At 71.8% G+C, this 21,520-nt stretch carries 18 protein-coding genes; 11 read left to right on the top strand and 7 right to left on the bottom strand.

What is annotated here, in order from left to right:
• Positions 1 to 33 precede the first annotated feature (33 nt).
• Positions 34 to 1,011 carry a helix-turn-helix transcriptional regulator gene (locus LY40_RS24355; protein ID WP_443687894.1) on the top strand — a complete coding sequence of 326 codons (978 nt, stop codon included), beginning with the start codon at positions 34 to 36 and terminating at the stop codon, positions 1,009 to 1,011.
• Positions 1,012 to 1,050: 39 nt separating this feature from the next.
• Here LY40_RS24355 and LY40_RS24350 read toward each other — a convergent pair whose 3' ends face one another.
• Both LY40_RS24350 and LY40_RS24345 read right to left on the bottom strand, forming a co-directional pair.
• Positions 1,051 to 1,431, bottom strand: coding sequence for a type II toxin-antitoxin system VapC family toxin (locus tag LY40_RS24350; protein WP_258938275.1), 381 nt, complete (start codon positions 1,429 to 1,431; stop codon positions 1,051 to 1,053).
• A gap of 10 nt (positions 1,432 to 1,441) precedes the next feature.
• Positions 1,442 to 1,705, bottom strand: coding sequence for a type II toxin-antitoxin system Phd/YefM family antitoxin (locus tag LY40_RS24345; protein WP_183779132.1), 264 nt, complete (start codon positions 1,703 to 1,705; stop codon positions 1,442 to 1,444).
• Positions 1,706 to 1,787: 82 nt separating this feature from the next.
• Between LY40_RS24345 and LY40_RS24340 the strand changes: the two genes are divergently transcribed.
• Positions 1,788 to 2,681: a uroporphyrinogen-III synthase gene (locus LY40_RS24340; protein WP_258938274.1), complete on the top strand. Its 894-nt coding sequence runs from the start codon at positions 1,788 to 1,790 to the stop codon at positions 2,679 to 2,681.
• Between the two features lie 16 nt (positions 2,682 to 2,697).
• Here the strand turns inward: LY40_RS24340 and LY40_RS24335 are convergent, their stop codons facing one another.
• Genes LY40_RS24335 through LY40_RS24325 form a run of 3 tightly spaced genes read right to left on the bottom strand, consistent with a single transcriptional unit; the run spans position 2,698 to position 4,404 of the window.
• Positions 2,698 to 2,952, bottom strand: coding sequence for a hypothetical protein (locus LY40_RS24335; protein WP_258938273.1), 255 nt, complete (start codon positions 2,950 to 2,952; stop codon positions 2,698 to 2,700).
• A gap of 30 nt (positions 2,953 to 2,982) precedes the next feature.
• Positions 2,983 to 4,056, bottom strand: coding sequence for a siderophore-interacting protein (locus LY40_RS24330; protein ID WP_258938272.1), 1,074 nt, complete (start codon positions 4,054 to 4,056; stop codon positions 2,983 to 2,985).
• Between the two features lie 57 nt (positions 4,057 to 4,113).
• Positions 4,114 to 4,404 (bottom strand): MGMT family protein, encoded by a 291-nt coding sequence (locus tag LY40_RS24325; protein ID WP_258938271.1) that lies wholly within the window; start codon positions 4,402 to 4,404, stop codon positions 4,114 to 4,116.
• Between the two features lie 315 nt (positions 4,405 to 4,719).
• On the opposite strand from LY40_RS24325, the gene LY40_RS24320 reads away from it, so the two are divergent.
• The 4 genes from LY40_RS24320 (at position 4,720) to LY40_RS24305 (ending at position 13,336) form a co-directional block, all read left to right on the top strand.
• Complete coding sequence (locus tag LY40_RS24320) at positions 4,720 to 8,130, top strand: ATP-dependent helicase (RefSeq protein ID WP_258938270.1); 3,411 nt, start codon at positions 4,720 to 4,722, stop codon at positions 8,128 to 8,130.
• Positions 8,127 to 11,567, top strand: a complete 3,441-nt coding sequence (locus tag LY40_RS24315; RefSeq protein WP_258938269.1) for an ATP-dependent helicase — start codon at positions 8,127 to 8,129, stop codon at positions 11,565 to 11,567. Before LY40_RS24320 ends, LY40_RS24315 begins: the two co-directional genes overlap by 4 nt.
• A gap of 83 nt (positions 11,568 to 11,650) precedes the next feature.
• Entirely contained in the window at positions 11,651 to 12,658 is a 1,008-nt protein-coding gene (locus tag LY40_RS24310; RefSeq protein WP_258938353.1) for a potassium channel family protein, read from the top strand.
• A gap of 189 nt (positions 12,659 to 12,847) precedes the next feature.
• The gene (locus LY40_RS24305; protein ID WP_258938268.1) at positions 12,848 to 13,336 is read left to right on the top strand and encodes a hypothetical protein; all 489 of its coding nucleotides are present in this window, start codon (positions 12,848 to 12,850) and stop codon (positions 13,334 to 13,336) included.
• 13 nt (positions 13,337 to 13,349) lie between these two features.
• On the opposite strand, the gene LY40_RS24300 is transcribed toward LY40_RS24305, so the two are convergent.
• A complete protein-coding gene (locus LY40_RS24300; RefSeq protein ID WP_228725952.1) occupies positions 13,350 to 14,318 on the bottom strand; it encodes a neutral zinc metallopeptidase in 969 nt (322 codons plus the stop codon).
• Between the two features lie 145 nt (positions 14,319 to 14,463).
• Positions 14,464 to 15,429 carry a neutral zinc metallopeptidase gene (locus tag LY40_RS24295; RefSeq protein ID WP_258938267.1) on the bottom strand — a complete coding sequence of 322 codons (966 nt, stop codon included), beginning with the start codon at positions 15,427 to 15,429 and terminating at the stop codon, positions 14,464 to 14,466.
• A gap of 437 nt (positions 15,430 to 15,866) precedes the next feature.
• Between LY40_RS24295 and LY40_RS24285 the strand changes: the two genes are divergently transcribed.
• The 5 genes from LY40_RS24285 to nudC all read left to right on the top strand — a co-directional run bounded on the left by LY40_RS24285 (position 15,867) and on the right by nudC (position 21,502).
• On the top strand, positions 15,867 to 16,823 hold the full coding sequence (locus tag LY40_RS24285; RefSeq protein WP_228725951.1) for a DUF7847 domain-containing protein: 957 nt from the start codon (positions 15,867 to 15,869) through the stop codon (positions 16,821 to 16,823).
• A 54-nt stretch (positions 16,824 to 16,877) separates the two neighbouring features.
• The gene (locus LY40_RS24280; protein WP_258938266.1) at positions 16,878 to 17,789 is read left to right on the top strand and encodes a hypothetical protein; all 912 of its coding nucleotides are present in this window, start codon (positions 16,878 to 16,880) and stop codon (positions 17,787 to 17,789) included.
• A 61-nt stretch (positions 17,790 to 17,850) separates the two neighbouring features.
• Positions 17,851 to 19,137, top strand: coding sequence for a M16 family metallopeptidase (locus tag LY40_RS24275; RefSeq protein WP_183779118.1), 1,287 nt, complete (start codon positions 17,851 to 17,853; stop codon positions 19,135 to 19,137).
• Positions 19,134 to 20,519 (top strand): M16 family metallopeptidase, encoded by a 1,386-nt coding sequence (locus LY40_RS24270; protein WP_258938265.1) that lies wholly within the window; start codon positions 19,134 to 19,136, stop codon positions 20,517 to 20,519. The genes LY40_RS24275 and LY40_RS24270 overlap by 4 nt, the downstream gene beginning before the upstream one ends.
• The gene (gene nudC, locus LY40_RS24265; RefSeq protein WP_183784896.1) at positions 20,513 to 21,502 is read left to right on the top strand and encodes an NAD(+) diphosphatase; all 990 of its coding nucleotides are present in this window, start codon (positions 20,513 to 20,515) and stop codon (positions 21,500 to 21,502) included. The genes LY40_RS24270 and nudC overlap by 7 nt, the downstream gene beginning before the upstream one ends.
• Positions 21,503 to 21,520: the final 18 nt, after the last annotated feature.

The raw sequence follows: 21,520 nt of genomic DNA, 5'->3' as shown, positions 1-21,520 counted from the left end.
CTTCTGTCAGGTTTTCCGAGCAGAATGGGTGGCATGCGCGCGGGCCGGTTGCTGTCGATCCTGCTGTTGCTGCAGAACCGCGGGCGGATGACGGCGGGCGAGCTCGCCGCCGAGTTGGAGGTCTCCGTCCGCACCGTCTATCGCGACGTCGACGCGCTGTCCGAGGCAGGTGTCCCGGTGTACGCCGACCGCGGTCGGGCAGGTGGCTTCCAGCTGCTCGGCGGTTACCGCACCCGGCTGACCGGGCTGAGCGAGGACGAGGCGCGGTCGCTGGCACTGGCCGGGCTCCCCGACGCGGCGGCGGAACTGGGACTCGGCACGGTACTCGGCGCAGCGCAGCTGAAGCTGTTCGCGGCGCTGCCGGAGCAGCTGCGCGCCGGTGCGGGTCAGGTGGCGGAGCGGTTCTACCTCGACGTCCCCGGTTGGCACCGCGAGATCGAACGGATCGCCCAGCTGTCCGACGTCGCCGACGCGGTGTGGCGCACGCGGCGGCTGCGCGTCGACTACCACCGGTGGGACGGCTCCGCCGTGACGCGCACCCTCGAACCGCTCGGCCTCGTGCTGAAGGCCGGCGTCTGGTACCTGGTCGCACGGTGTGACGGCAGCGACCGCACTTACCGCGTGAGCCGCATCGTGACGATGTCCGACGCGGGCGAGTTCGCGCGGCCGGACGCGTTCGACCTCGCCGAGTACTGGCGCGCGTGGTCGGAGGGCTTCCAGCAGCGGTTGTACCCGGAGACCGCGACCGTGCGGCTGTCCCCGTTCGGACGACGACTCGTGCCCGTGTACCTGGGGAGCGTGGGCGCCGAGGCAATGAAGACGGCGCAGGCCGAGGGCGCTCAGCCCGACGAGGACGGCTGGTGCACGGTGCGACTGCCCGTCGAAGCAGGCAGGCCGGGCGTGGGGGAGCTGCTGCGGTTCGGCCCCGACCTGGAGGTCCTCGAACCCGAGCGGCTGCGCACGGCCGTCGCCGACGCGATCGCGGCGACCGCGGCCCGCTATGCCCGGTGAGCGCCGGGACGGCGGCCCGGCCCCGCGCGACTCGGCCGCTCAGGCCGTGGCGACGTCGACGAGCCCGTCGACCGCAGCGAAATCGGCCGGGTTGCGGGTCACCAGACGCGCGTCGTGGGCGTGTGCGGTGGCGGCGATCAGCAGGTCCATGGTGCGGGCCCGCGGCTGCCGGCCGGACCTGGCCACGGCCGCGGCGAGTTCGCCGTAGCTGGCGGCGACGGCGTCGTCGACGGGCAGCGGGTCGAACCGTTTGGCGAGCGTGGCGAGCCGCTTCAACCGGTGGGCGCGGGTGTGTTCGTCGCGGGCGACCAGCACACCGAAGTGCAACTCGGCCACGGTGGCGGCACTGATCGCCAGTTCGCCGGGGATCGGCTCGACATCGGCGGCGATGACGATGCCGGTGTCGAGGACGGTTCTCACTCGGCGGTTCTCACTCGTCTGTCCACGGGTTGCGCACCGTCTGATCGATCAGATCGCGGTCGCGAGCCCACTCGGGGTCGGCCGTGCCGTCGAAGAGGTCCGCGACGTCGTCGTATGTTCGCCACCTGCGGGGGCCGTCGATGGGCACGAGGCGTGCGCTCGGGCGGCCCGCAACGGTGATCGTCACCTCACCGCCCGCCTCGACCCGGCGGACCAGCTCGGAGGCGTTCTGCCGCAGTTCACGCAGCCCCACCGAGTCTGCCGCTGTTTCCATGGCCACGATTGTAGCTCATGTGCTACTGCGCGGAGGCGGGATATCGTGGCCCTTCGCGAGCAGCGGGTGAGAGTGGGGAAACATGGCAGAGCTCGACGACGTCGCCATCGGCATCACGGCGGAGCGGCGCTCCGGCGAGTTCATCGACGCGCTGGAACGGCGGGGCGCGTCGGTGTGGCACGGGCCGACGCTGCACATCGTCCCGTTGGCCGACGACGACCGGCTGCGCGCGGCCACCGAGGACGTCGTCGCGGGCGGAGTCGACCTGGTGGCCGTGACGACCGGCGCGGGATTCCGCGGGTGGTTGTCGGCCGCCGAAGGCTGGGGCGTCGCCGACGAGCTGACGGGCGCGCTGTCGCGGGCTCGGCTGTTCGTGCGCGGGCCGAAGGCGAAGGGCGCGGTCCGCGGGCACGGGCTGACCGAGGAGTGGTCGTCGCCGGAGGAGAGCAACCGGGAGCTGTTCGCGCACCTGCTCGACCGCCTCACCGACGGGAAGGGCTCTGACGGGAAGGGTGCCGACGGGAAGGCTGCCGACGGGAAGGGCTCTGGCGGGCAGGACGTTGGCGGGCCAGGTCCCGAGGGTCGCCGGGTGGCGGTGCAGCTGCACGGGCAGGCGCTGCCGGAGTTCACGGATCCGCTCCGGGAGGCGGGTGCGACAGTCGTCGAGGTGCAGCCGTACCGGTGGCAGTGGCCCGTCGACCTGGCGCCCGCTCGGCGGCTGATCGACGGGGTGCTCGACGGTCGGCTGCAGGCGTTGGCGTTCACCAGTGCGCCCGCTACGGCGAACCTGTTGCGGCTCGCCCGCGACGACGGCCGCTACGAGGAACTGCTCGCGCGTCTCGGCACCGACGTGCTGTGCGCGTGCGTGGGACCGGTGACGGCGGCACCGCTGGTCGACGCGGGCGTGCGGGTCGTGCAGCCGGAGCGGCAACGACTCGGCGCGTTGGTGAAGCTGCTCGTTGCGGAACTCGGGTAGTCCCCGCAGAAGCCGGTCAACCGGGCAGCGTGTCGAGGATGTGAGCGGCCACGCGCTCGGCGAGTCGGCACGGGTCGCCGTCGGTCACCGCGCTGACGTCGGCGTGGAAGGTCTGCGCATCGTCGTCGGGAACGAGCGCGACTTCGACCATGCACGAGGTGCCCCGTGGCTTGATCCTCATCGCGGTGGCGGCGATGCCGCGCACCTCGGAGTCGCTGAGCTCGACGTTCGCCGTGTCCGTCGTCAGGCTGATCCCCGACCCGATCGTCACGGAGTCGCGTCTTCGTAACGCCGTGGAGTGCTAGCTCGCCGAAGCCGAAGCCGAAGCCGAAGCCGAAGCCGATGTTGCAGTCGATGTCGAAGTCGCAGTCGACCCGGCGAGATTCTCCCTGCCGACCTCTTCCTCCGAGCGGCCCTTACGCCAGTATCCGGTGAACGTGACGGCGCGCTTGTCGACGCCGCGGTCGCGGACCAGGTGGCGCCGCGCGAACTTGACGAGCTCGGCCTCACCGGCCAGCCACGCGTACGGCGTGGTGGCGGGAAGGTCGGCCGCGCGGACCGCGTCGAGCACCGCGTCGCCGTACGAGCCGGGGTGGCGGACGATCCAGCGGACGTCGACGTCGGCGGCCGGGCTCGGGAGGTTGAGCCGGTCGGCGGGGTCGCCGACCTCGATGAACACGCGGGCGCAGGCGTCGCGGGGCAGCTGTTCCAGGATCGCGGCGATCGCGGGGATCGCCGACTCGTCGCCGACGAGCAACTGCCAGGTCGCGCTGTCCGGGACGGCGTAGATGCCGTGCGGGCCCATCAGTGCGATCTCGTCGCCCGGGCGTGCGCCCGAGGCCCAGGTCGAGGCCGGGCCGCCGTCGGGGTGGAGCACGAAGTCGATGTCCAGTTCGCACTGCTCGGGCCGGAACGCGCGGACGGTGTAGGTACGCATCGGCGGGCGGACGTCGTCGGGCATGGCCAGGTAGGTGCGGTACCACGACGTGGTGTCGCCCTCGATGGGAGGCGGCAGGTCCGGGCGGGTGCGGCCGCTGTGGGGGAAGAAGACCTTGACGTACTGGTCGGGTGCGGCGGTGACGAAGCCGTCGAGGTCGTCACCGGTGAAGGTCACGCGCACCAGGTGCGGGGTGAGCTCCCGGGTCGCCGACACCGTCAGGCGTCGGAAGGCGAACTGCGGCCGGGCGGGCGTTGTGGTGACCTCGGCGTGCGTCGTGCCTGCCCGGGTCGCGGAACTGGTCGTGGCTTCGGTGTCCTGCACGGTCGACTCCGGCGCGGCCGGGTCGTGCGTGCCCGGACTCGGTGCGGTCGGACTCGGTGCGGTCGGGGCGGGAGCCGCGGTCGGGGCCGCGTGGGACTGCGCCGTGACGGTCATTAGGCAAGCCTAACCGAATGCGCAAGCCCCTGGTGGTGATGTGGCGGGACTCTCGGACTACTCCGGCCGCCACCGGTAGGTGCCCAGATCGATGCGCCGCCCGTCGGCGAGGACGCCTTCGCCGCGAAGTAGTTCGAGTTGCCGGCCCGCGATGTGCGGCGCCGGGGTGCCGTTGGCGCGCAGCACGCGATGCCAGGGGATGTCGGCGCCGTCCTCGGACAGGACCCGGCCGATCATCCGGGGCGTCGGGGCGCCGGCGAGGGCGGCGATGTCGCCGTACGTGGCGACGGTGCCGGGCGGGATCGTCGTGACGGCGTCGCGGATCCGCTCGTGCAACTCCTCGTCCATGCCGCTGAGCTTAGGTGTGGGCCGGACTCGCCCCCAAGGGCATCTTGGGCATCGAACACCGTCCCCCACCTCCACCCAACCGGAGGCGCTCCGCGCGGCAGTGTTCGACGGGTGCCCCGTTCGACGGGTGCCCCGTTCGACGGGTGCCGTGTTCGACGGGTGCCCCGAAGGTGCCCTGGGGGCGCTCCCGTCGGCCCGGTCACGCCTCTCGGTGGGGCGGCTGTTCCCGAATGCCCCGGTGGGCCGACGCCGTGGCCGCCGGTGAGTCGACGCGGGCGGCGGGGCTGTCGGGGTGGCGTGGTTCCATCGGAAGCCGTGAGCAGGAGTGGTCTGAATGCCCGGTTGGTGCGGCTGTCCGTACCGGCCGTACCCGCTCATGTCTGGGAGCCCGAGGTCGCCCGGCTGTTCGAGGCGCCTGCGGGGTTCGTCCGGGTCGTCGGCGGGCCCGGCACCGGCAAGACGGCGCTGACCGCGGAACTCGCGGCCGAGCGAATCCGCTGCGGGGCCGACCCCGAGAGCATCCTCGTCGTGACCTCGTCCCGGCGTGCCGCGAATGTCGTGCGCAGGGACATCACGCGCCGCATCACGGCGGTCGACACCGCGGACGACCCCGACGCCACGGGAACCAACCGCACGGGAACCCACCACACGGTGCGCGAACCGATGGTGCGGACGGTGCATTCGTACGCGTTCGCCGTCCTGCGGCTGCAGGCGAACCTCACCGGGCAGCCTGAACCGCGGCTGCTGTCCGGGCCCGAACAGGACGTCGTGGTGCGCGAACTCCTCGCGGGCGACCTGGAACGCGGCGCGTACGACTGGCCGGAGCGGCTCCGTCCCGCGCTCGGCATCGCCGGGTTCGCGGAGGAGTTGCGCGACCTGATCCTGCGTGCCGCCGAGCGCGGCCTCGGACCCGAGGATCTGGTCAAACTCGGCCGGTCCGAGGGCCGCGAGGAATGGGTCGCGGCCGGGAACTTCTGGCGGCAGTACGAAGAGGTCACGCTGTTGCACGGGTCGGGCGGCCACGCGATGGGCACGCCCGGTGCGCCCGCCATGGACGCCGCCGAACTCGTCGCCAGCGCGCTCGTCGAACTGGAGGGCGACCCGGAACTGCTGGAGCGTGAACAGCATCGCCTGCGGCACGTGCTCGTCGACGACGCCCAGCACCTCGACCCGCTGCAGTTGCGGCTGCTGCGCCTGCTGGGCGGCACGGCCGACGACTTCGTGCTCGCCGGCGACCCCGACCAGTCCGTGTTCTCCTTTCGTGGCGCGGATCCGACGCTGCTGTCCGGTCTCGACGGGGCCGAGACCGTCACGCTGACCCGCACCCACCGGCCCGCGCCCGCCGTGCACGACGCCGTGACCCGCATCGCGCGCGGGTTCGCGGGCACCGGCCTCGCCCGCGACACCCGGATCGCCGAACCCGATTCGGACGCGGAACCGGGCGCGGTGCGGGCACGGCTGTTCCCGACGCCTGCCGCCGAGGCGTCCTGGCTCGCCGACCGGCTCCGCCGGGCACACCTGCTCGACGAGGTGCCGTGGGAGGAGATGGCGGTACTGGTGCGGTCCCCGACCCGGTCGATGCCGGTGCTGCAGCGTGCGCTGGCGGCCGCGGGCGTGCCGATCGCGTCGGCCGCCGAGGAGGTCCCGCTGGCCCGCCAGTCCGGGGTGCGGCCGCTGTTGGAGATCCTGCGTCTGGCCACCGACCCCGACGCGCTCGACGCCGACGTGGCCGAGATGTTGCTCGCCTCTCCGCTCGGCGGTGCGGATCCGCTGGCACTGCGGCGGTTGCGGCGCGGGTTGCGCCGCTTGGAGCTGACCGGGGGCGGCGAGCGTTCCAGCGACGACCTGCTCGTCGAGGTGTTGCGCGGCGGCGACATCCTCGCCGGCCTTGCCGACGCCGAGGCGGCACCGGTGCGCCGCGTCGGTGGCCTGCTGGCCACGGCACGGGAAGCGGCGCAGAGTGGTATGGACGTCGAGAACGTGCTGTGGCGTGTGTGGCAGGCGAGCGGACTGGAGAAGCGGCTGCTCCGGCAGATCGAACGCGGCGGTTCGCTCGCCGCGCAGGCCGATCGCGATCTCGACGCCGTCGTCGCCCTGTTCGACGTGGCGGGTCGCTATGTCGACAGGTTGCCGAAGGCGAGCGTCGGCGGTTTCGCCGAGTACCTGACCTCGCAGCACATCGCGGGGGACAGTCTCGCGCCCGTGGCCGCGCGGGGCAGCGGCGTCTCCCTGCTGACGGCACATGCCGCGGCGGGTCGTGAGTGGACGGTCGTGGCCGTCGCGGGTGCCCAGGAGGGCGGCTGGCCTGATCTGCGGCCACGCGGCACCCTGCTCGGGGTGGAGCGGCTCGTCGACCTGTTGTCCGGAGTGGACGGCGACGGTGTTTCGGTGATCGCGCCGCTGCTGGCGGAGGAGCGACGCCTGTTCTACGTGGCCGCGAGCCGGGCTCGTTCGGAACTGCTGGTCACGGCGGTGCAGGGGGAGGACGAACAGCCGTCGCGGTTCGTCGAGGAACTGCTCGCCCACGAGGACGCTGCCGACGCGGGCCCGGACGTGCGCGTCTACCGGCGCGAACGGGCGCTCGTGCTGCCGGAACTGGTCGGCGAGCTGCGCTCGGTGGTGTGCGACGACGGGGAAACCCCCGACCGCCAGCGGCGCGCCGCGACGCAGCTCGCCCGTCTCGCGCGGGCTGGTGTGCCAGGAGCGCACCCGAGCCAGTGGTACGGCCTGCACGAACCCAGCACCGTCGAACCGCTCCGCAAACCGGGCGAACCCGTGCGTGTGTCCCCGTCCACGGTCGAGGTGCTCGCGAAGTGCCCGCTCCGCTGGTTGATCGAACGACACGGCGGTGCCGACCCGTCGCAGCTCGCCGCGGTCACCGGAACGCTCGTGCACGCGCTCGCCCAGGCGGCGGCATCCGGCGCCGACCACGCCGAGATCACCGCCGAACTCGACAAGGCGTGGACCAAAGTGGACGCCGGCGCGCCGTGGTTCTCCCGCCGCGAACGGGTGCGGGTCGAACAGATGGTGCAGAACTTCCTGAACTGGTTGCAGCAGAGCAGACAGGACCTCACCCAACTGGCCGTGGAGCAGGAGATGTCGGTGGAGCTGCCCGCGACCCTCGACGCGGCGGTCGGCGACGGCGACGCGGACAGTGACCCCGATGATCCCGACGACCCCGACACCGACACGGCTGACACCGACGACGCCGACACGGCCGGTGTGAACGCAGCGGGCGACGACGGCGCGGACGCGCAGCTGCGGGTCACGCTGACCGGCCGGGTCGACCGGCTCGAAGTGGACGGCCAGGGCAGGCCCGTCGTGGTCGACCTCAAGACCGGCAAGAACGCGGTGAGCGCCAAGGACGCCGAGCAGCATCCGCAGCTCGCGGCCTACCAGCTGGCGGTGCTGCTCGGTGCGTTCGAGCACCACCTGAAGACCACGCAGGCCGCGCGGAACCCGCAGTCGGCGCAGGCGGCGGCCAAGCCCGGCGGTGCGAAGCTCGTCTACGTCGCCAAGTCCCACACCAAGACCGGTTCCAGCGAACGGGAGCAGCCGCCGTTGGACTCCGGCGGCGAGGTGCACTGGCTCCGGCTGGTGCGGGACGCGGCGGCCGCCACCGCGGGACCGTCGTACGAGGCGCGGGAGAACCAGGACTGCGACCGGTGTCCCGCGCGGTCGTCGTGCCCGGCACGTCCGGAGGGCAGGCAGGTGACGGGGCCGTGACGCAGCTGGTGAGCCCGGCCGAGGTCGCCCACGCCCTCGGCCTGCCCACGCCGACCGACGAGCAGGCCGCGGTGATCGCGGCGCCGCCTGAGCCGTCGCTGGTCGTCGCCGGTGCGGGCGCGGGCAAGACGGAGACGATGGCCGCGCGCGTCGTGTGGCTGGTCGCGAACGGCCTCGTCACGCCGGAACGCGTGCTGGGACTGACGTTCACTCGCAAGGCGGCGCGGCAGCTGGCCGACCGCGTGCGGGCCCGGCTGCGGGTGCTCGCGGGGTCGGGGCTGCTCGACCGCATCGATCCCGGTGGCACGCGGCGGGCGTCGGTGCTGGCCGGCGAACCCACGGTGCTGACGTATCACGCCTACGCGGGGCGGCTGCTCGGCGAACACGGTCTGCGGTTGCCGGTGCAGCCGGGTGCGCGACTGCTGTCGGAGACCGCGTCGTGGCGGCTGGCGCACCGCGTGGTGTCGACCTGGGATCACGACCTGGACACCGATCTGGTGCCCGCCAGCGTCACGGCGCAGTTGCTGGGGTTGACGGGCGAACTCGCGGAACACCTCGTCGACGAGGAACCGCTTGTCGAGCACACCACGTGGCTGTGCGAGTTGATCGAGAACGCGCCGCGGGCGAAGGGCCAGCGTGCGGCGATGCCCGTCGACCTGCAGAAGATCCTGACGTCGCAGCGGTTCCGGCTCTCGCTGTTGCCCCTCGTGGAGGCCTACAAGCAGCGCAAGCGCGCCGAGGGGGCGCTCGACTTCGCCGACCAGATGTCACTGGCCGCCCGCCTCGCCGAGGGGCACCCTGAGGTCGTCGCCACCGAACGCGATCGGTACGGCGCCGTGCTGCTCGACGAGTACCAGGACACCGGCCACGCTCAGCGGGTGCTGCTGCGGTCGCTGTTCGGCGGCGCGGACGCCGACGCGTTGCCGGTGACTGCCGTGGGCGATCCGGCGCAGGCGATCTACGGGTGGCGCGGCGCGAGCGCGGCGAACCTGCCCCGGTTCACCACCGATTTCCCGCGCGCCGACGGCGAGACCGGACGTAGCCTGCCCGCCCGGGAGTACGGCATGCTGACCAGCTTCCGGAATCCGCCCGAGGTGCTGACCCTCGCCAACGCCGTCGCCGAACCGTTGCGTGCGGGCGGGCTCGGCGTGCAGCGGCTCCGCGCCCGCGACGGTGCGCCCGCCGCCGACGTCCGATGTGGACTCCTGTCGGACGTGCGCGCCGAACGTGAGTGGCTCGCCGACGAACTCGCAGGCACCTGGTACGCCGAACGCGACGCGACGGGCACTCCGCCCACCGCCGCCGTGCTGGTGCGGCGCCGCGCCGACATGGCCCCGATCGCCGAACGGCTGCGTGCCCGCGGGCTGCCCGTCGAGGTCGTCGGCCTCGGCGGGCTGCTCGACGAACCCGAGGTGGCCGACCTCGTCGCGACGTTGCGGGTGCTGGCCGAACCGCTGTCCGGCACCGCCGCGGCACGGTTGCTGACCGGCGCGCGCTGGCGGATCGCCGCCGCCGACCTCGGCGCGTTGTGGCGCAGGGCCGGCGAGCTCTCCGCCGACGGCGACGACATCGTCACCGAACGCGCCGAGGAGGCCGGCCTGGTCGACGCGCTCGACGACCCCGGCGACCCGGGGCGGTACTCGGATACGGGCTACGCGCGCATCACGCGGCTCAGCAAGGAGCTCGGCGCGCTGCGCAGGCGACTCGACCAGCCGTTGCCCGAACTGGTCGCCGACGTCGAACGCACCATGCTGCTCGACGTGGAGGCCATGGCCCGTCCCGGCGGCGCGGGCCGGGCGCATCTCGACGCGTTCGCCGACGTCGTCACCGAGTACGCCGAGAACTCGCCCACCGGCACGCTGCTGTCGTTCGTGGACTATCTCGCCACCGCCGAACACGCCGAGGACGGGCTGCCGCCCGGCGAGGTCGAGGTCGCCGCCGACCGGGTGCAGGTGCTCACCGTGCACTCGTCGAAGGGCCTCGAATGGCGGGTCGTGGCCGTGCCACATCTGGTGAAGGGCGTGTTCCCGGGGGACCGGCGGTCGTCGTCGTGGCTGCGGACCGTCACCGAGCTGCCCGCGCCGCTGCGCGGCGACCGCCAGGACCTGCCGGACCTGCACCTGCGCGGAGACGAGAACCGCAAAGAGGTCCTCGACGCCTGCAAGGAACACGAGGCCGCGTTCGTCGACCGGCACGCCGAGGAGGAACGCAGGCTCTGCTACGTCGCACTGACCCGCAGCGAACAGCACCTGCTCGTATCCGGCCACTGGTGGGGCGAGACGAGCGGGTCGCCGAAGGGACCGTCGGCGTTCCTGACCGAGGTCGCCGAGACCATCACCGAGGACGAGCGCATCGGCACGATCACCACGTGGGCCGAGGAACCCGAGGAGGGCGCCGAGAATCCCCTCGCCGGGGAGAACGCCGAACCGGTGACCTGGCCCGCCGACCCTCTCGGCGCGCGCAGGGACGCCGTTCGTGACGGTGCCGACGCCGTGCTCGCCGCGATCGCCGCGCTGGACGAGCCCGCCGGTCCCGGGACGTCCCCGGAGTCCACCGTGTCGGAGTTCGCAGCACCGGAGCTCGCAGCGCCGCAGTCCACCGCACCGGAGTCCACCCTGTCGGAGTTCGTAGCGCCGGAATCCACCGTGGCTGCGGACGAGCACGATCAGCTCGCGTTGCCGCTGGGTGGTGAGCCGTACCCGGAGCCGGCCGAGCCTCCCGAGGACGACCCGCTTTCCGGGGACGAACCCGACGCCGATCCCGAAGGTTGGGCCGCCGACACCGACGTGCTGCTGGCCGAGCGCGAACGCGCCTCCGGGCGCACCGAGGACATCGCCCTGCCGGGGCAGCTGTCGGTGAGTCAGCTCGTCGAGCTCGCGGGCAGGCCAGACGAACTGGCCCGGCGGCTGCGGCGGCCGCTGCCGTTCCCGCCGAACGCCTACGCCCGCCGCGGCACCGCGTTCCACGGCTGGCTGGAACGCCGATTCGCTGGTGATCGGCTGTTCGACCTCGACGACCTGCCCGGCGCGGCGGATCAGGGCGAGGCGCCGGACGAGGAACTGGACGCCCTGCGCGAGGCGTTCGAACGCAGCGAGTGGGCGCACCGCACGCCGCACGACGTCGAGGTGCCGTTCTCCACCGTCGTCGACGGCGTCACGGTTCGTGGCCGCATGGACGCGGTGTTCGCCGATGCCGATGGCGGGTGGACCGTCGTCGACTGGAAGACCGGTGGGGTGCCGGACGAGTCGGCGATGCAGGCGGTGTCGGTGCAGCTCGCGGCGTACCGCCTCGCGTGGGCGGGCCTGTCGGGTGCGCCGCTGGAGAAGGTGCGCGCCGCGTTCCACTACGTACGCCACGACCGCACCGTCCGCCCGGCCGACCTGGCCGATGCCGACGGTTTGCGTGCGCTGCTGCGATCGGTGGACGACAACGGCTAGGGTTGCTCAGCGTGATCAAGGGACTGCTCCGGCAGCGGCCGCTGTCCGAACAACCGGGCCACGCGCTGGTCGGCGTCATCCGGATGCCGGATGCCAAGGTCAGCCCGCTCAACGCGATCGCCCGACGCATCGTCGGCGCGGTGTTTTTCCTGTTCGTGGCCGTGGTCATCGTGTACATCGGCCGCGACGGGTACACCGACAGCAACGGGGACGGTATCTCGTTCCTGGACGCCGCCTACTACGCGACCGTGTCGCTGTCGACCACCGGCTACGGCGACATCTCGCCGGTGACCGATTTCGCGCGGCTGACCAACATCGTTGTCATCACCCCGTTGCGGGTGGCGTTCCTGATCGTGCTGGTCGGCACCACACTGGAGGTGCTGACGGAGCGTTCGCGCCAGGCGCTGCGGATCCAGAAGTGGAGGAACAAGGTGCGAGACCATGTGGTGGTCATCGGATTCGGCACGAAGGGCCGGTCCGCGATCAACGCGCTCCTGGCGGAACACGACGTCGAGGCGAACCAGGTCGTGGTCGTCGACACCGACCAGCAGGCGCTCGACGCCGCCAGCGCGCTCGGCCTGATCACCGTCCACGGCAGCGCCACGCGAGCGGACGTGCTGCGGGTTGCCGGGGTGCAGCGTGCCCGGTCGGTGGTCATCGCACCGAACCGCGACGACACGGCGGTGCTGGTCACGCTGACTGCACGGGAGCTGGCGCCGAAGGCGAGCATCCTGGCCTCGGTGCGGGAGGCGGAGAACGTGCACCTGCTGAAGCAGTCGGGCGCCGATCAGGTCGTGGTCTCCAGCGAGACGGCGGGCAGGCTGCTGGGCATGGCCACGCGCACCCCGCTGGTGGTCGACATGGTCGAGGATCTGCTCACCCCGGAGACCGGCCTGGCCATCGCGGAGCGGCCGGTCACCCCGAAGGAGGAGGGCGGTTCCCCGCGGCATCTGCCCGACACGGTTCTCGGACTCGTCCGCGCGGGGCAGCTCTATCGGGTGGATGCGCCCGAAGCCGACGCGCTCGAACCCGGTGACCGCCTGCTGTATGTCCGTCACACTACGGGATCGGATGACGACGACGAGCGCTGACGGGCGCACGCGGGCAGCTCCTCACCCGGCGGCTCTCCGCTGCCACCGGATGGGCTGAGCTGGGAAAACGGCTTCCCGTGCGGTCGTAGTCGGACGAGCCGCCGGCGGTCACACTGCGCGGTCACGGTGTGATGTTGGCTGCCCCGGCTTTTCTGGGCCGGTGCCGGGATATCTGCGACGATTGGGCGCGTGCGGCAACAAGCGGAATCGGGCAAACCGGCGATCGCCGTCGGCTGGCGGTCGGCCGGGCTGGCGGTCGTGGCCGGCCTCGTGATCACGGCGCTGGCGTGGCTGGCGGGCCCGTCGCTGTTCGCCACGGCCGGCGGCGCGGATCACCGCACCGTCGAGGCCACCGTCACTGATCCCACGGACTGCACCGACGCGGCCGCGGGGGAGACCGTGCGGTTCACCGACGGCGGCACGACCAGGACGGGCACGCTCAGTGGCTGCGGGCACGACAAGGACGAGACCGTGCACATCGCCGTGCCCGACCAACCGGCCGAGCCCGCCGGTGAACCGATCTCGGTGCACCTGGCCAGCACGGATGCGGGAATGGGTGAGCTGGGCAGGCCGCTCGGCATGGCGCTGCTGGTGCTGAGCTGCGCGGCGGGCGGCGTGTACGCCTTCCTCGTGATCCGCGGTCCCCGGCAGGGCGGTCTTCCCGGACGGTTCGCGTAACGCCGGTGCCGGATCACGACACCTTCGACGCCGGGGCGGTGAAGGTGTTGCAGTCGACGATGCGGTTCGACTCCGCCCCCGCCCGCCACCAGGCCGCGTAGTTGGCGTTCGAGCCGTGGTCGGTGGTTCCCGACGTGTCGTCACCGCGGGTGTCCTGGTCGTACCAGGCGGCGTCGAACATCTGCTGGGTCACGCCCTCCGGGCCGCTGCGGCCGGTGTGGGCGCCCATGAACATGCCGGAGAAGCACTGTGCCTGCAGTTCGCGCCTGCGGGACAGGTCCTGACCCCGTTCACTGTGCTGGCCGGCCGCGTTGATCTGCGCCCACACGCCGTCCATGATCCCCGCGACCTCCTGCACATGGTGGCCGTACTCGTGGGCCAGCACCGACAGGTAGATGCCGGCCTGGCGGCCGTAGTAGTCGGTCTGCAGGCCGTCGAACGGCACGTAGAGGTTGTCGTTGCAGTAGTAGGCCGCGGTCGTCACGTCGACGCGGATGTCGCCGCACGGCGTGCGGAACGAGGGGCCGTCGGGGAAGTGCAGTGTCGGCTCGCGGAACGGCAGGTCGTAGCGACGCAGGAACGGCTCCCACGCGCGGTTCAGGCAGTCGGTGGCGACGGTGAAGAACCGTTGCGCCGCGGCCGGGTTGCTCCGCCACTCGGGGAGCGAACACGACACGGCCTGCAGTCCGGCGTCGGGGTCCTTGAGCATCGGCCGGTCGCCGAGCGCGCGGATGTCGCCCGGCACCGTCTCCGTGGCTCGGGCCGAACCCGCGTTGCCGCCACCGGACGGTGCGCCGCCCTCGTCGTCGCCGGTGAAGGCGACCAGTGCCAGCACGCTCGCCAGTGCCAGCAGGACGACCCCCGCCAGTGAGAACACGACGACCGGCACGCGGGTGCGGGTGCCGCCGCGCCGCGCGTGGCCCGAACTCGGCATGTCGCCGGAATCCTCACCGGACGCCGCGTCCGGTCCGGGATCTGTCATGTCGCGGCCCCGTCCGCCTCACTGGTCGCTCCCATCACCATAGCCGGGCACCCTAGGCGCAGGCCGGGTGTGCCCGGTGTCGACGCTCCGTGAGGCGCTGACGCGGGCGGGGAAAACTCGGACACCGGCTGTGCGAACCGGACAGTCAGGACACCGAGCCGGCCTCGGCGAGCCAGGTGTTGCACTGGTACAGGCGGTTGTCGCGGCTGCCCTGTTGCCACCAGGCCGCGTAGTTCTCGTTCGAGCCGTGGTCGGTGGTGCCGGAGGTGTCGTCGCCGCGTTCCTGCTGGTTGTACCAGGCGTGATCGAGCATGGTCTGCGTGACGCCGTCGGCGCCGCTGCGACCGGTGTGCGACCCCATGAACATGCCGGAGAAGCACTGTGCCTGCAGCTCCATCCGGCGCGACACCGCGTCCCCCTTCGTGGTGCCGAGGCCGCCGGCGTTGTTGATCTGCTGCCACGCCGCGTCGAGGATGCCGGACACGTACTGCACGTGGTGGCCGTACTCGTGGGCCAGGAGTGCGAGGTGGATGCCCGGTCGGTTGGGATAGTTCTCGAGCTGTAGCCCGGCGATGGGCACGTACAGGTTGTTCTCGCAGTACACGGCGGCGCGCTTGATGCTGACCTGTTCCGTGCCGCACGGCGTGTTGTACGACCGGCCGCGTGGGAAGTGCAGCGTCGGCCGTTCGAACGGCAGGTTGTAGGCGCGCAGCAGATCGCCCCACGTGGTGTTCAGACAGTCGTTCGCGGCAGTGAGGAACGCTTTCGCCGCCGCGTCGGTGTCCTGCCACGCCGGCAGTGGGCACGCGTTCGCCGTGAGACCGCCGTCGGTGTTCTGGAACAACGGATGCTGGCCCAGCTTGTAGACCTTCTCCGGACCGGCAGGCGCCTCGACCCCGGATTCCTCGGTGAACGTGACGATGCTGCCCGTCGTGCTCGACTCGGTCTCGCTCGACGGCGAGGTCGTCTCGGTGGAGGTCTCGGTGGTCGACTTCGACTCGGTGGTGGTCGATGCCGGTGCGTCCACGCCGCGGTGGGCGTACCGCTCGGACGTGTCGTTGCCACTGGTCAGCGTCGCGATGAGGACCACGACCACGGCCAGTACGCCCACCCCGCCGAGAGCGGCGGCGATGGCCGGGCCGTTCGACTTCGGCGGACGCGGAGGACTGTACGGGGGTGGTCCGTACGGGGGTGGGCCCTGAACGGGTGACCCCTGCGGGGGCGGGCCGTACTGGGGAGCGCCGGGGTGTTGTGGACCATGCTGCGCGGGTCCCTGTTGAGGCGGAGGCCCCTGAGGCGGCGGAGTGCCCGGCCACTGGCCCCCGGCACCGGGCGGCCCCTGCGGCCCTTGTGGACCCTGCGGGCCGGGCGAGGCCGGTGGGCCTTGGCGGCCGTACGGGTCGCCGCCGGGCGGGCCGGGCGGTGGCTGCGTCATGCGGTGTGCTCCCCCAGTGGTGATCGCGTGCGCGCCAGAGCATAAGTGAAGCCGGACGGGGCCACGGCGCGGTCGCCCGGTCAGCGTGGAACCCGGATGGCAGGATCGGCGTTATGAGCGATTCGAGTGGCATGTCGAACGGTGACTCCGAGCTGCCGCGCTACCCGTCGTCGGGCGGCGCCAACGACGGGCGGCAGCCCGGGGTGATCCCGCTGGAACCGCTGCGGCTGGGCGAGGTCGTCGGCGGCGCGTTCACCACCATGCGGTCGTACGCCGGCATCGTGTTCGGCACGTCGTTCGTGATCGCGGTGATCAGCGGCGCAGTGTCCTACTTCGTGACGCGGTCGATGCTCGCCGACGTCGCGGAGATCGACCCGGCCGCCTCGCCGGAACGGCAGATGCAGCAGCTCGAGAACATGCTGGGGGACATGCTGCCCGCGTTCGCCGTCCAGCTCGCCGTCATGCTGCTGGTGCAGGCCGTGCTCACGGGTCTGCTGATGACGGTGGTCGGCAGGGCGGTGCTCGGCAAGCCGATCACGTTCGGCGAGGCGTGGGCCGAGCTCAAACCACGCCTGCTGTCGGTGCTCGGCCTTTCGGTGGTCGTCACGGCTGCCCAGGTGATCGTCGCCGGGCTGTTCGGCGCCTTGCTGATCACGGCGATGGGCGCCTTCGGCGTGCTGTTGACGCTCCTGCCGGTGATCGCGCTCTGGGTCTACCTCAGCCTGGCCACGGCGGCGCTGGTGCTCGAACGCGGCACCATCGGTTCGGCGATCAAGCGCTCGGTGGCCCTGGTCAAGGGTTCGTGGTGGCGGGTGTTCGGGTTCCTGCTCGCCGCCGTGGTCATCGGTGTCGGCGTCAGCCTGGTCATCGGCCTCCCGTTCTCGTTGGCTGCGCCGCCGCCCGGCCAGGCACTCAGCGGGGGTGACGTGTTCATCCAGGAGATCGGCACCGTCATCACCAGCACGATCGTCACCCCGTTCATGTCGCTGGTCGCCGGGCTGATCTACATCGACCAGCGCATCCGCCGTGAGAACCTCGCACCGGAGCTGCGCCGCGCCGCCAACATGTGACCGCGGGCCCTGGGCGTGGATCGGCGTGGCACACCCCGTGACAGTCTGGGTGGTATGGACGATTCGAGCGGTATGCCGCACGGCGACCCCGGGGAGCCGCGTCACCCGTCTCCGGGAGACGGCCCGGCCCCGGGCGAAGCCGAGGCGCCGCAGCCCGGGGTGATCCCGTTGCGCCCGCTGCGGCTCGCCGAGATCACCGACGGTGCGGTCGCAACGATGCGCAGGCACGCCGGCGTCGTCTTCGGTGCGGCCGCCCTCATCGCCCTGATCCACGTGGTGCTGGTGCAGGTTGCGGAGCTGTATCTGCTGCCACAGCCGGGGCGGGTCTGGGAGATGTCCGTGAACGCGCTGGCCGTCAACGCCGCGTTCGCGTTCGTCGACCTGCTGGCACACGCGCTCGTCGTCGGCGTGCTGACGGTGGTGGTCGGCCGCGCCGTCGTGGGCGAACCCGTGACCGCCGGTGACGTGTGGGCCGAGTTCAGGCCGCGGCTCCTGCCGGTGCTGGGGCTGACGATCGTCGTCACGGCGGTCACCGTCGCAGGACTGGTCCTGCTGGTCGTCCCCGGCGTCGTGGCGTACGTGTTCCTCGGCCTGGCCGTGCCCGCACTGGTGCACGAACGCCACAGCGGGGTCACCGTCGCAGTGAGGCGGTCGGTGAACCTGGTCGCCGGCGCATGGTGGCACGTGTGCGGCCGGCTGTTTGCGGCGTTGCTGATCACGCTCCTGATCAGCGTGATCATCCAGCTGCTGGTCACCCAGCTCCTGCCGCTGGGGGCAGGCACGCCGTCGTTGGCCGACGGCACGCTGGCCGGACATCGGCTGATCCTCGGGATCGGGAGCGTTGTCGCCCAGACCGTCGCGGTGCCGTTCAGCGCCGCCGTCACGGCGTTGATCTACCTCGATCAGCGGATGCGGCGCGAGCACCTCGACACGGCGCTCCGGCTCGCGGCGGACCGTTCCGGCTGACCGGCGCCCGATATCGGTGAAGGCGACGTGACCACGCGTGGGCCTCCCGTAGGGTGGCTACATGGCCGAACCCGTTCTCCACAGACTGACACTGGACAACGGCCTGCGGGTGGTTCTGGCGCCAGACCGGAGCGCCCCGGTCGTCGGCGTCAGCGTGCACTACGACGTGGGTTTCCGTTCCGAACCCGAAGGCCGCACCGGCTTCGCGCACCTGTTCGAACACCTGATGTTCCAGGGCAGCGAAAGCCTGGAGAAGCTGGCCCACTTCCGGCACGTCCAGGGCAGCGGAGGCTCGTTCAACGGCTCGACGCACCCCGACTACACGGACTACTTCGAGGTGCTGCCGTCCGCGGCGCTCGAGCGCGCGCTGTTCCTCGAGGCCGACCGCATGCGCGCGCCGAAACTGACCGCCGAGAACCTGGCCAACCAGATCGACGTGGTCAAGGAGGAGATCCGCCTCAACGTGCTGAACCGGCCCTACGGCGGATTCCCGTGGATCCTGCTGCCGCCGGTGCTCTACAACACGTTCCCCAACGCCCACAACGGCTACGGCGACTTCACCGACCTCGAACAGGCCAGCCTCGAAGACTGCGCCGCGTTCTTCGACACCTACTACGCACCCGCCAACGCGGTGCTCACCGTCGCGGGCGACATCGAGGTCGACCGGGCGCGCGAACTGATCGAGAAGCATTTCGGCGACGTGCCCGCACGCCCGCGGCCCCAACGGCCGTCGTTCGCCGAACCCCGGCCGACGAGCGAGATCCGCGAGACACACGCCGATCCGCACGCTCCGCTGCCCGCACTGGCCGTCGGCTACCGCATGCCCGACCCGGTCGGCGAAATCGACGCCTACCTGGCGCACCTCGTACTCGCCAGCGTCCTCGTCGACGGCGACGGGTCCCGGCTGCAGCAGCGACTGGTGCACGGCGAACCGCTCGTCACCGACATCAACGCCGGGGCGGGCCTGTTCGGGCCGTTCGAGGCGCGCGATCCCGACACGTTCTCGATCACGGCGATGCACACCCCCGACGTCGGGGTGGACCGCATCCTCGGAGCCGTCGACGAGGAACTGGAGTCGCTTGCCGCACAACCGCCCACCAGTGACGAACTGGCGCGGGTGACGGCGCGTTGGAGCGCGATGCTGCACGCCGAGCACGACCGCCTCGTGAACCGCACCCTCGGCTTCGGTTCGTTCGAACTGCTCTACGGCGACGCCGCGCTCATGCACGAGGTCGCCGACCGGATCGCCGCCGTGTCGGCGGACCAGGTGTCGCACGCGGCGAAGGGGCTGCGGCCGGATTCGCGCGCCGTCCTTCTCGTCGAGCCCGCGCAGGGAGGTACCCAGTGACCGCATCGCAGACCCACCGCACCGCGGAGGAGATCGGCCGGACCCCGGTGGGGCCCCGCGAACTGCCGCCGCTGGGCGAGCAGCGGTCGGCCAGTCCGCCGGAGCACGTCGACGCCGAGATCGGCAACGGGTTGCGGGTGCTGGCGGTGCGCAAGCCCGGTTCGCCGATGGCCGAACTGCGCATGGCGATCCCGTTCGCCAGTGACGACCCGATGCACCCGGCCACGGCGGAGGTGCTGGCCGACACGATCGCGACCGGCACGCGCCGGCGGGACCGGGTCGCGATGGACACCGACCTGGCGCTCATCGGCGGCGACCTCGGCGTGGCCGTCGACCCGGAGCATCTGTCCGTCTCGGCGAGCGCGCTCGCGAGCGGCCTGCCGACCCTGCTCGACGTACTCGCCGACATCCTCACCGAAGCCACCTACGCCGACCACGAGGTCGAGCTCGAGGCGGCACGACTGGTCGAACGCCTGGCCGTCGCGCGCACCCAGCCCCGGGTGATCGCGAGGGAGGCGTTGCAGCGGCAGCGGTACGGCGACCATCCGTACACCCGCGAGATGCCGCGACCCGAGGACGTCGAGCAGGTGACACCGGAAGCGGTGCGGGCACTGCACCCCGCGGCGGTCCTGCCGCGGGGCTCGGTGCTGGTGCTCGTCGGTGACATCGATCCGCAGACCGCGGTCACCGAGGTCGAGCGGGCTCTCGACGGCTGGCGTTCCGACGTCGTGGCACGGGAACTGCCCGAGTTGCCCGACCTCACGGGCGGGGATCTGGTGCTCGTGCCGCGTGCCGGCGCCGTGCAGTCGCAGCTCCGCCTGTCGGCGCAGAGCCTGCCGCGCACCGCGGAGCGTTATCCGGCGGCGCAGCTGGCGAACCTGACGTTCGGCGGCTACTTCTCGTCGCGGCTCATGGAAAACATCCGCGAGGACAAGGGCTACACCTACGGCGCCCACTCCGGATTCGAGTTCACCAGAGGCAAGGCGACGGTGCAGGTCGACGCGGACACCGCGAGCGATGTCACCGCGGCCGCGCTGCTGGAGACTCGCTACGAACTCGGCAGGCTCGGCCTCGTGCCGCCGACCGACTCCGAGGTCGAGACGGTGCGGCAGTACGCCACGGGCTCGATGCTGATCGGGGCGGCGTCGCAGGCCGGGTTGGCGAACCAGCTGATCGGCCTCACCGCGGTGGGCCTCGGGCTCGACTGGCTGCTCGGCCACCCGGAGCGGCTCGCCGCGGTGACGACCGAACAGGTCGCCGAGGCGGCGCTGGAGATCTTCGCACCGGTCCGTTTCACCGGTGTCGTCGTCGGGGACGCCGATGTGCTCGGCCCGCAGCTCGAGGCCCTCGGCGGTGTGCGCGTCGCGGACCCGGAATCGTGAGGCCGTTCGAGCTGCAGGAGGTTCCGGCGCTGTCGCGGTCCACAGTGGACCGGCAGGAGGCGTTGCGGACGGACCCGCAACGCCTCACCGCACGGTGGCCGGACGCGCGGATCATGGTCATCGATCACGGGGGCCGGACACCCGTCCGGCGCGAGGACGTCGACTCCGGACCCGCCTCCCTGAGCACCCGGAAGGCCGCCGAGTTCGCAGGGGAACCGCCCGCCGGGGCGTCGTTCCTCGGCGAATGGGAAGGCGTCGACTACTGGATGCTGCCCGTTGACCCGCCGTCCGAATCGGACACGATCGAACTCGACGGTGGCTGGGGTGTGCGACAGGAAGTGCCGGTCAGCGCCGACGAGGCGTGGCTCGATCTGCGCGGTCACGGCGCACTGCTCGACGACACGTCGGCCGGTCTGCTGACGACCGCGGAGGCGCTGCGGAACTGGCACCGACGCGGCACGTTCTGCACTCGGTGCGGTTCCGCGGTCCGACTGGTGCAGTTCGGCTGGATCTCCCACTGCACCGGATGTGACCGCGAGGAGTACCCGCGCACCGATCCGGCGGTGATCTGTCTGGTGCACGACGACATCGGCGTCAACGGCGCCAACGTGCTGCTGGCGCGGCAGCCCGTGTGGCCGCCGAAGCGGTACTCGGTGCTGGCGGGATTCGTCGAGGCGGGCGAATCGCTCGAAGGCTGCGTCGAACGTGAAGTACTCGAGGAGGTCGGCGTCGCCGTCACCGACGTGCGCTACCTGGGCAGCCAGCCGTGGCCGTTCCCCCGGTCGATCATGCTCGGATTCGCGGCACGGACCGTCAACGGCGCCGAGCTGACGCCCGCCGACGGGGAGATCGAGGAGGCACGCTGGTTCAGTCGCGCCGACGTGCGCGCGGCCATCGACGGTGAGCACGACGAGCTGCTGCTGCCCGGCAGCACGTCGATCGCGTCGGTCATGATCCGCTCGTGGGCCGCCGCGGAGCAGTAGCGCCGACCGAGGATCGGG

Source organism: Prauserella salsuginis, assembly GCF_024648885.1.
GTDB lineage: Bacteria > Actinomycetota > Actinomycetes > Mycobacteriales > Pseudonocardiaceae > Prauserella > Prauserella salsuginis.
This window is presented reverse-complemented; position numbering and strand designations above follow the sequence as displayed.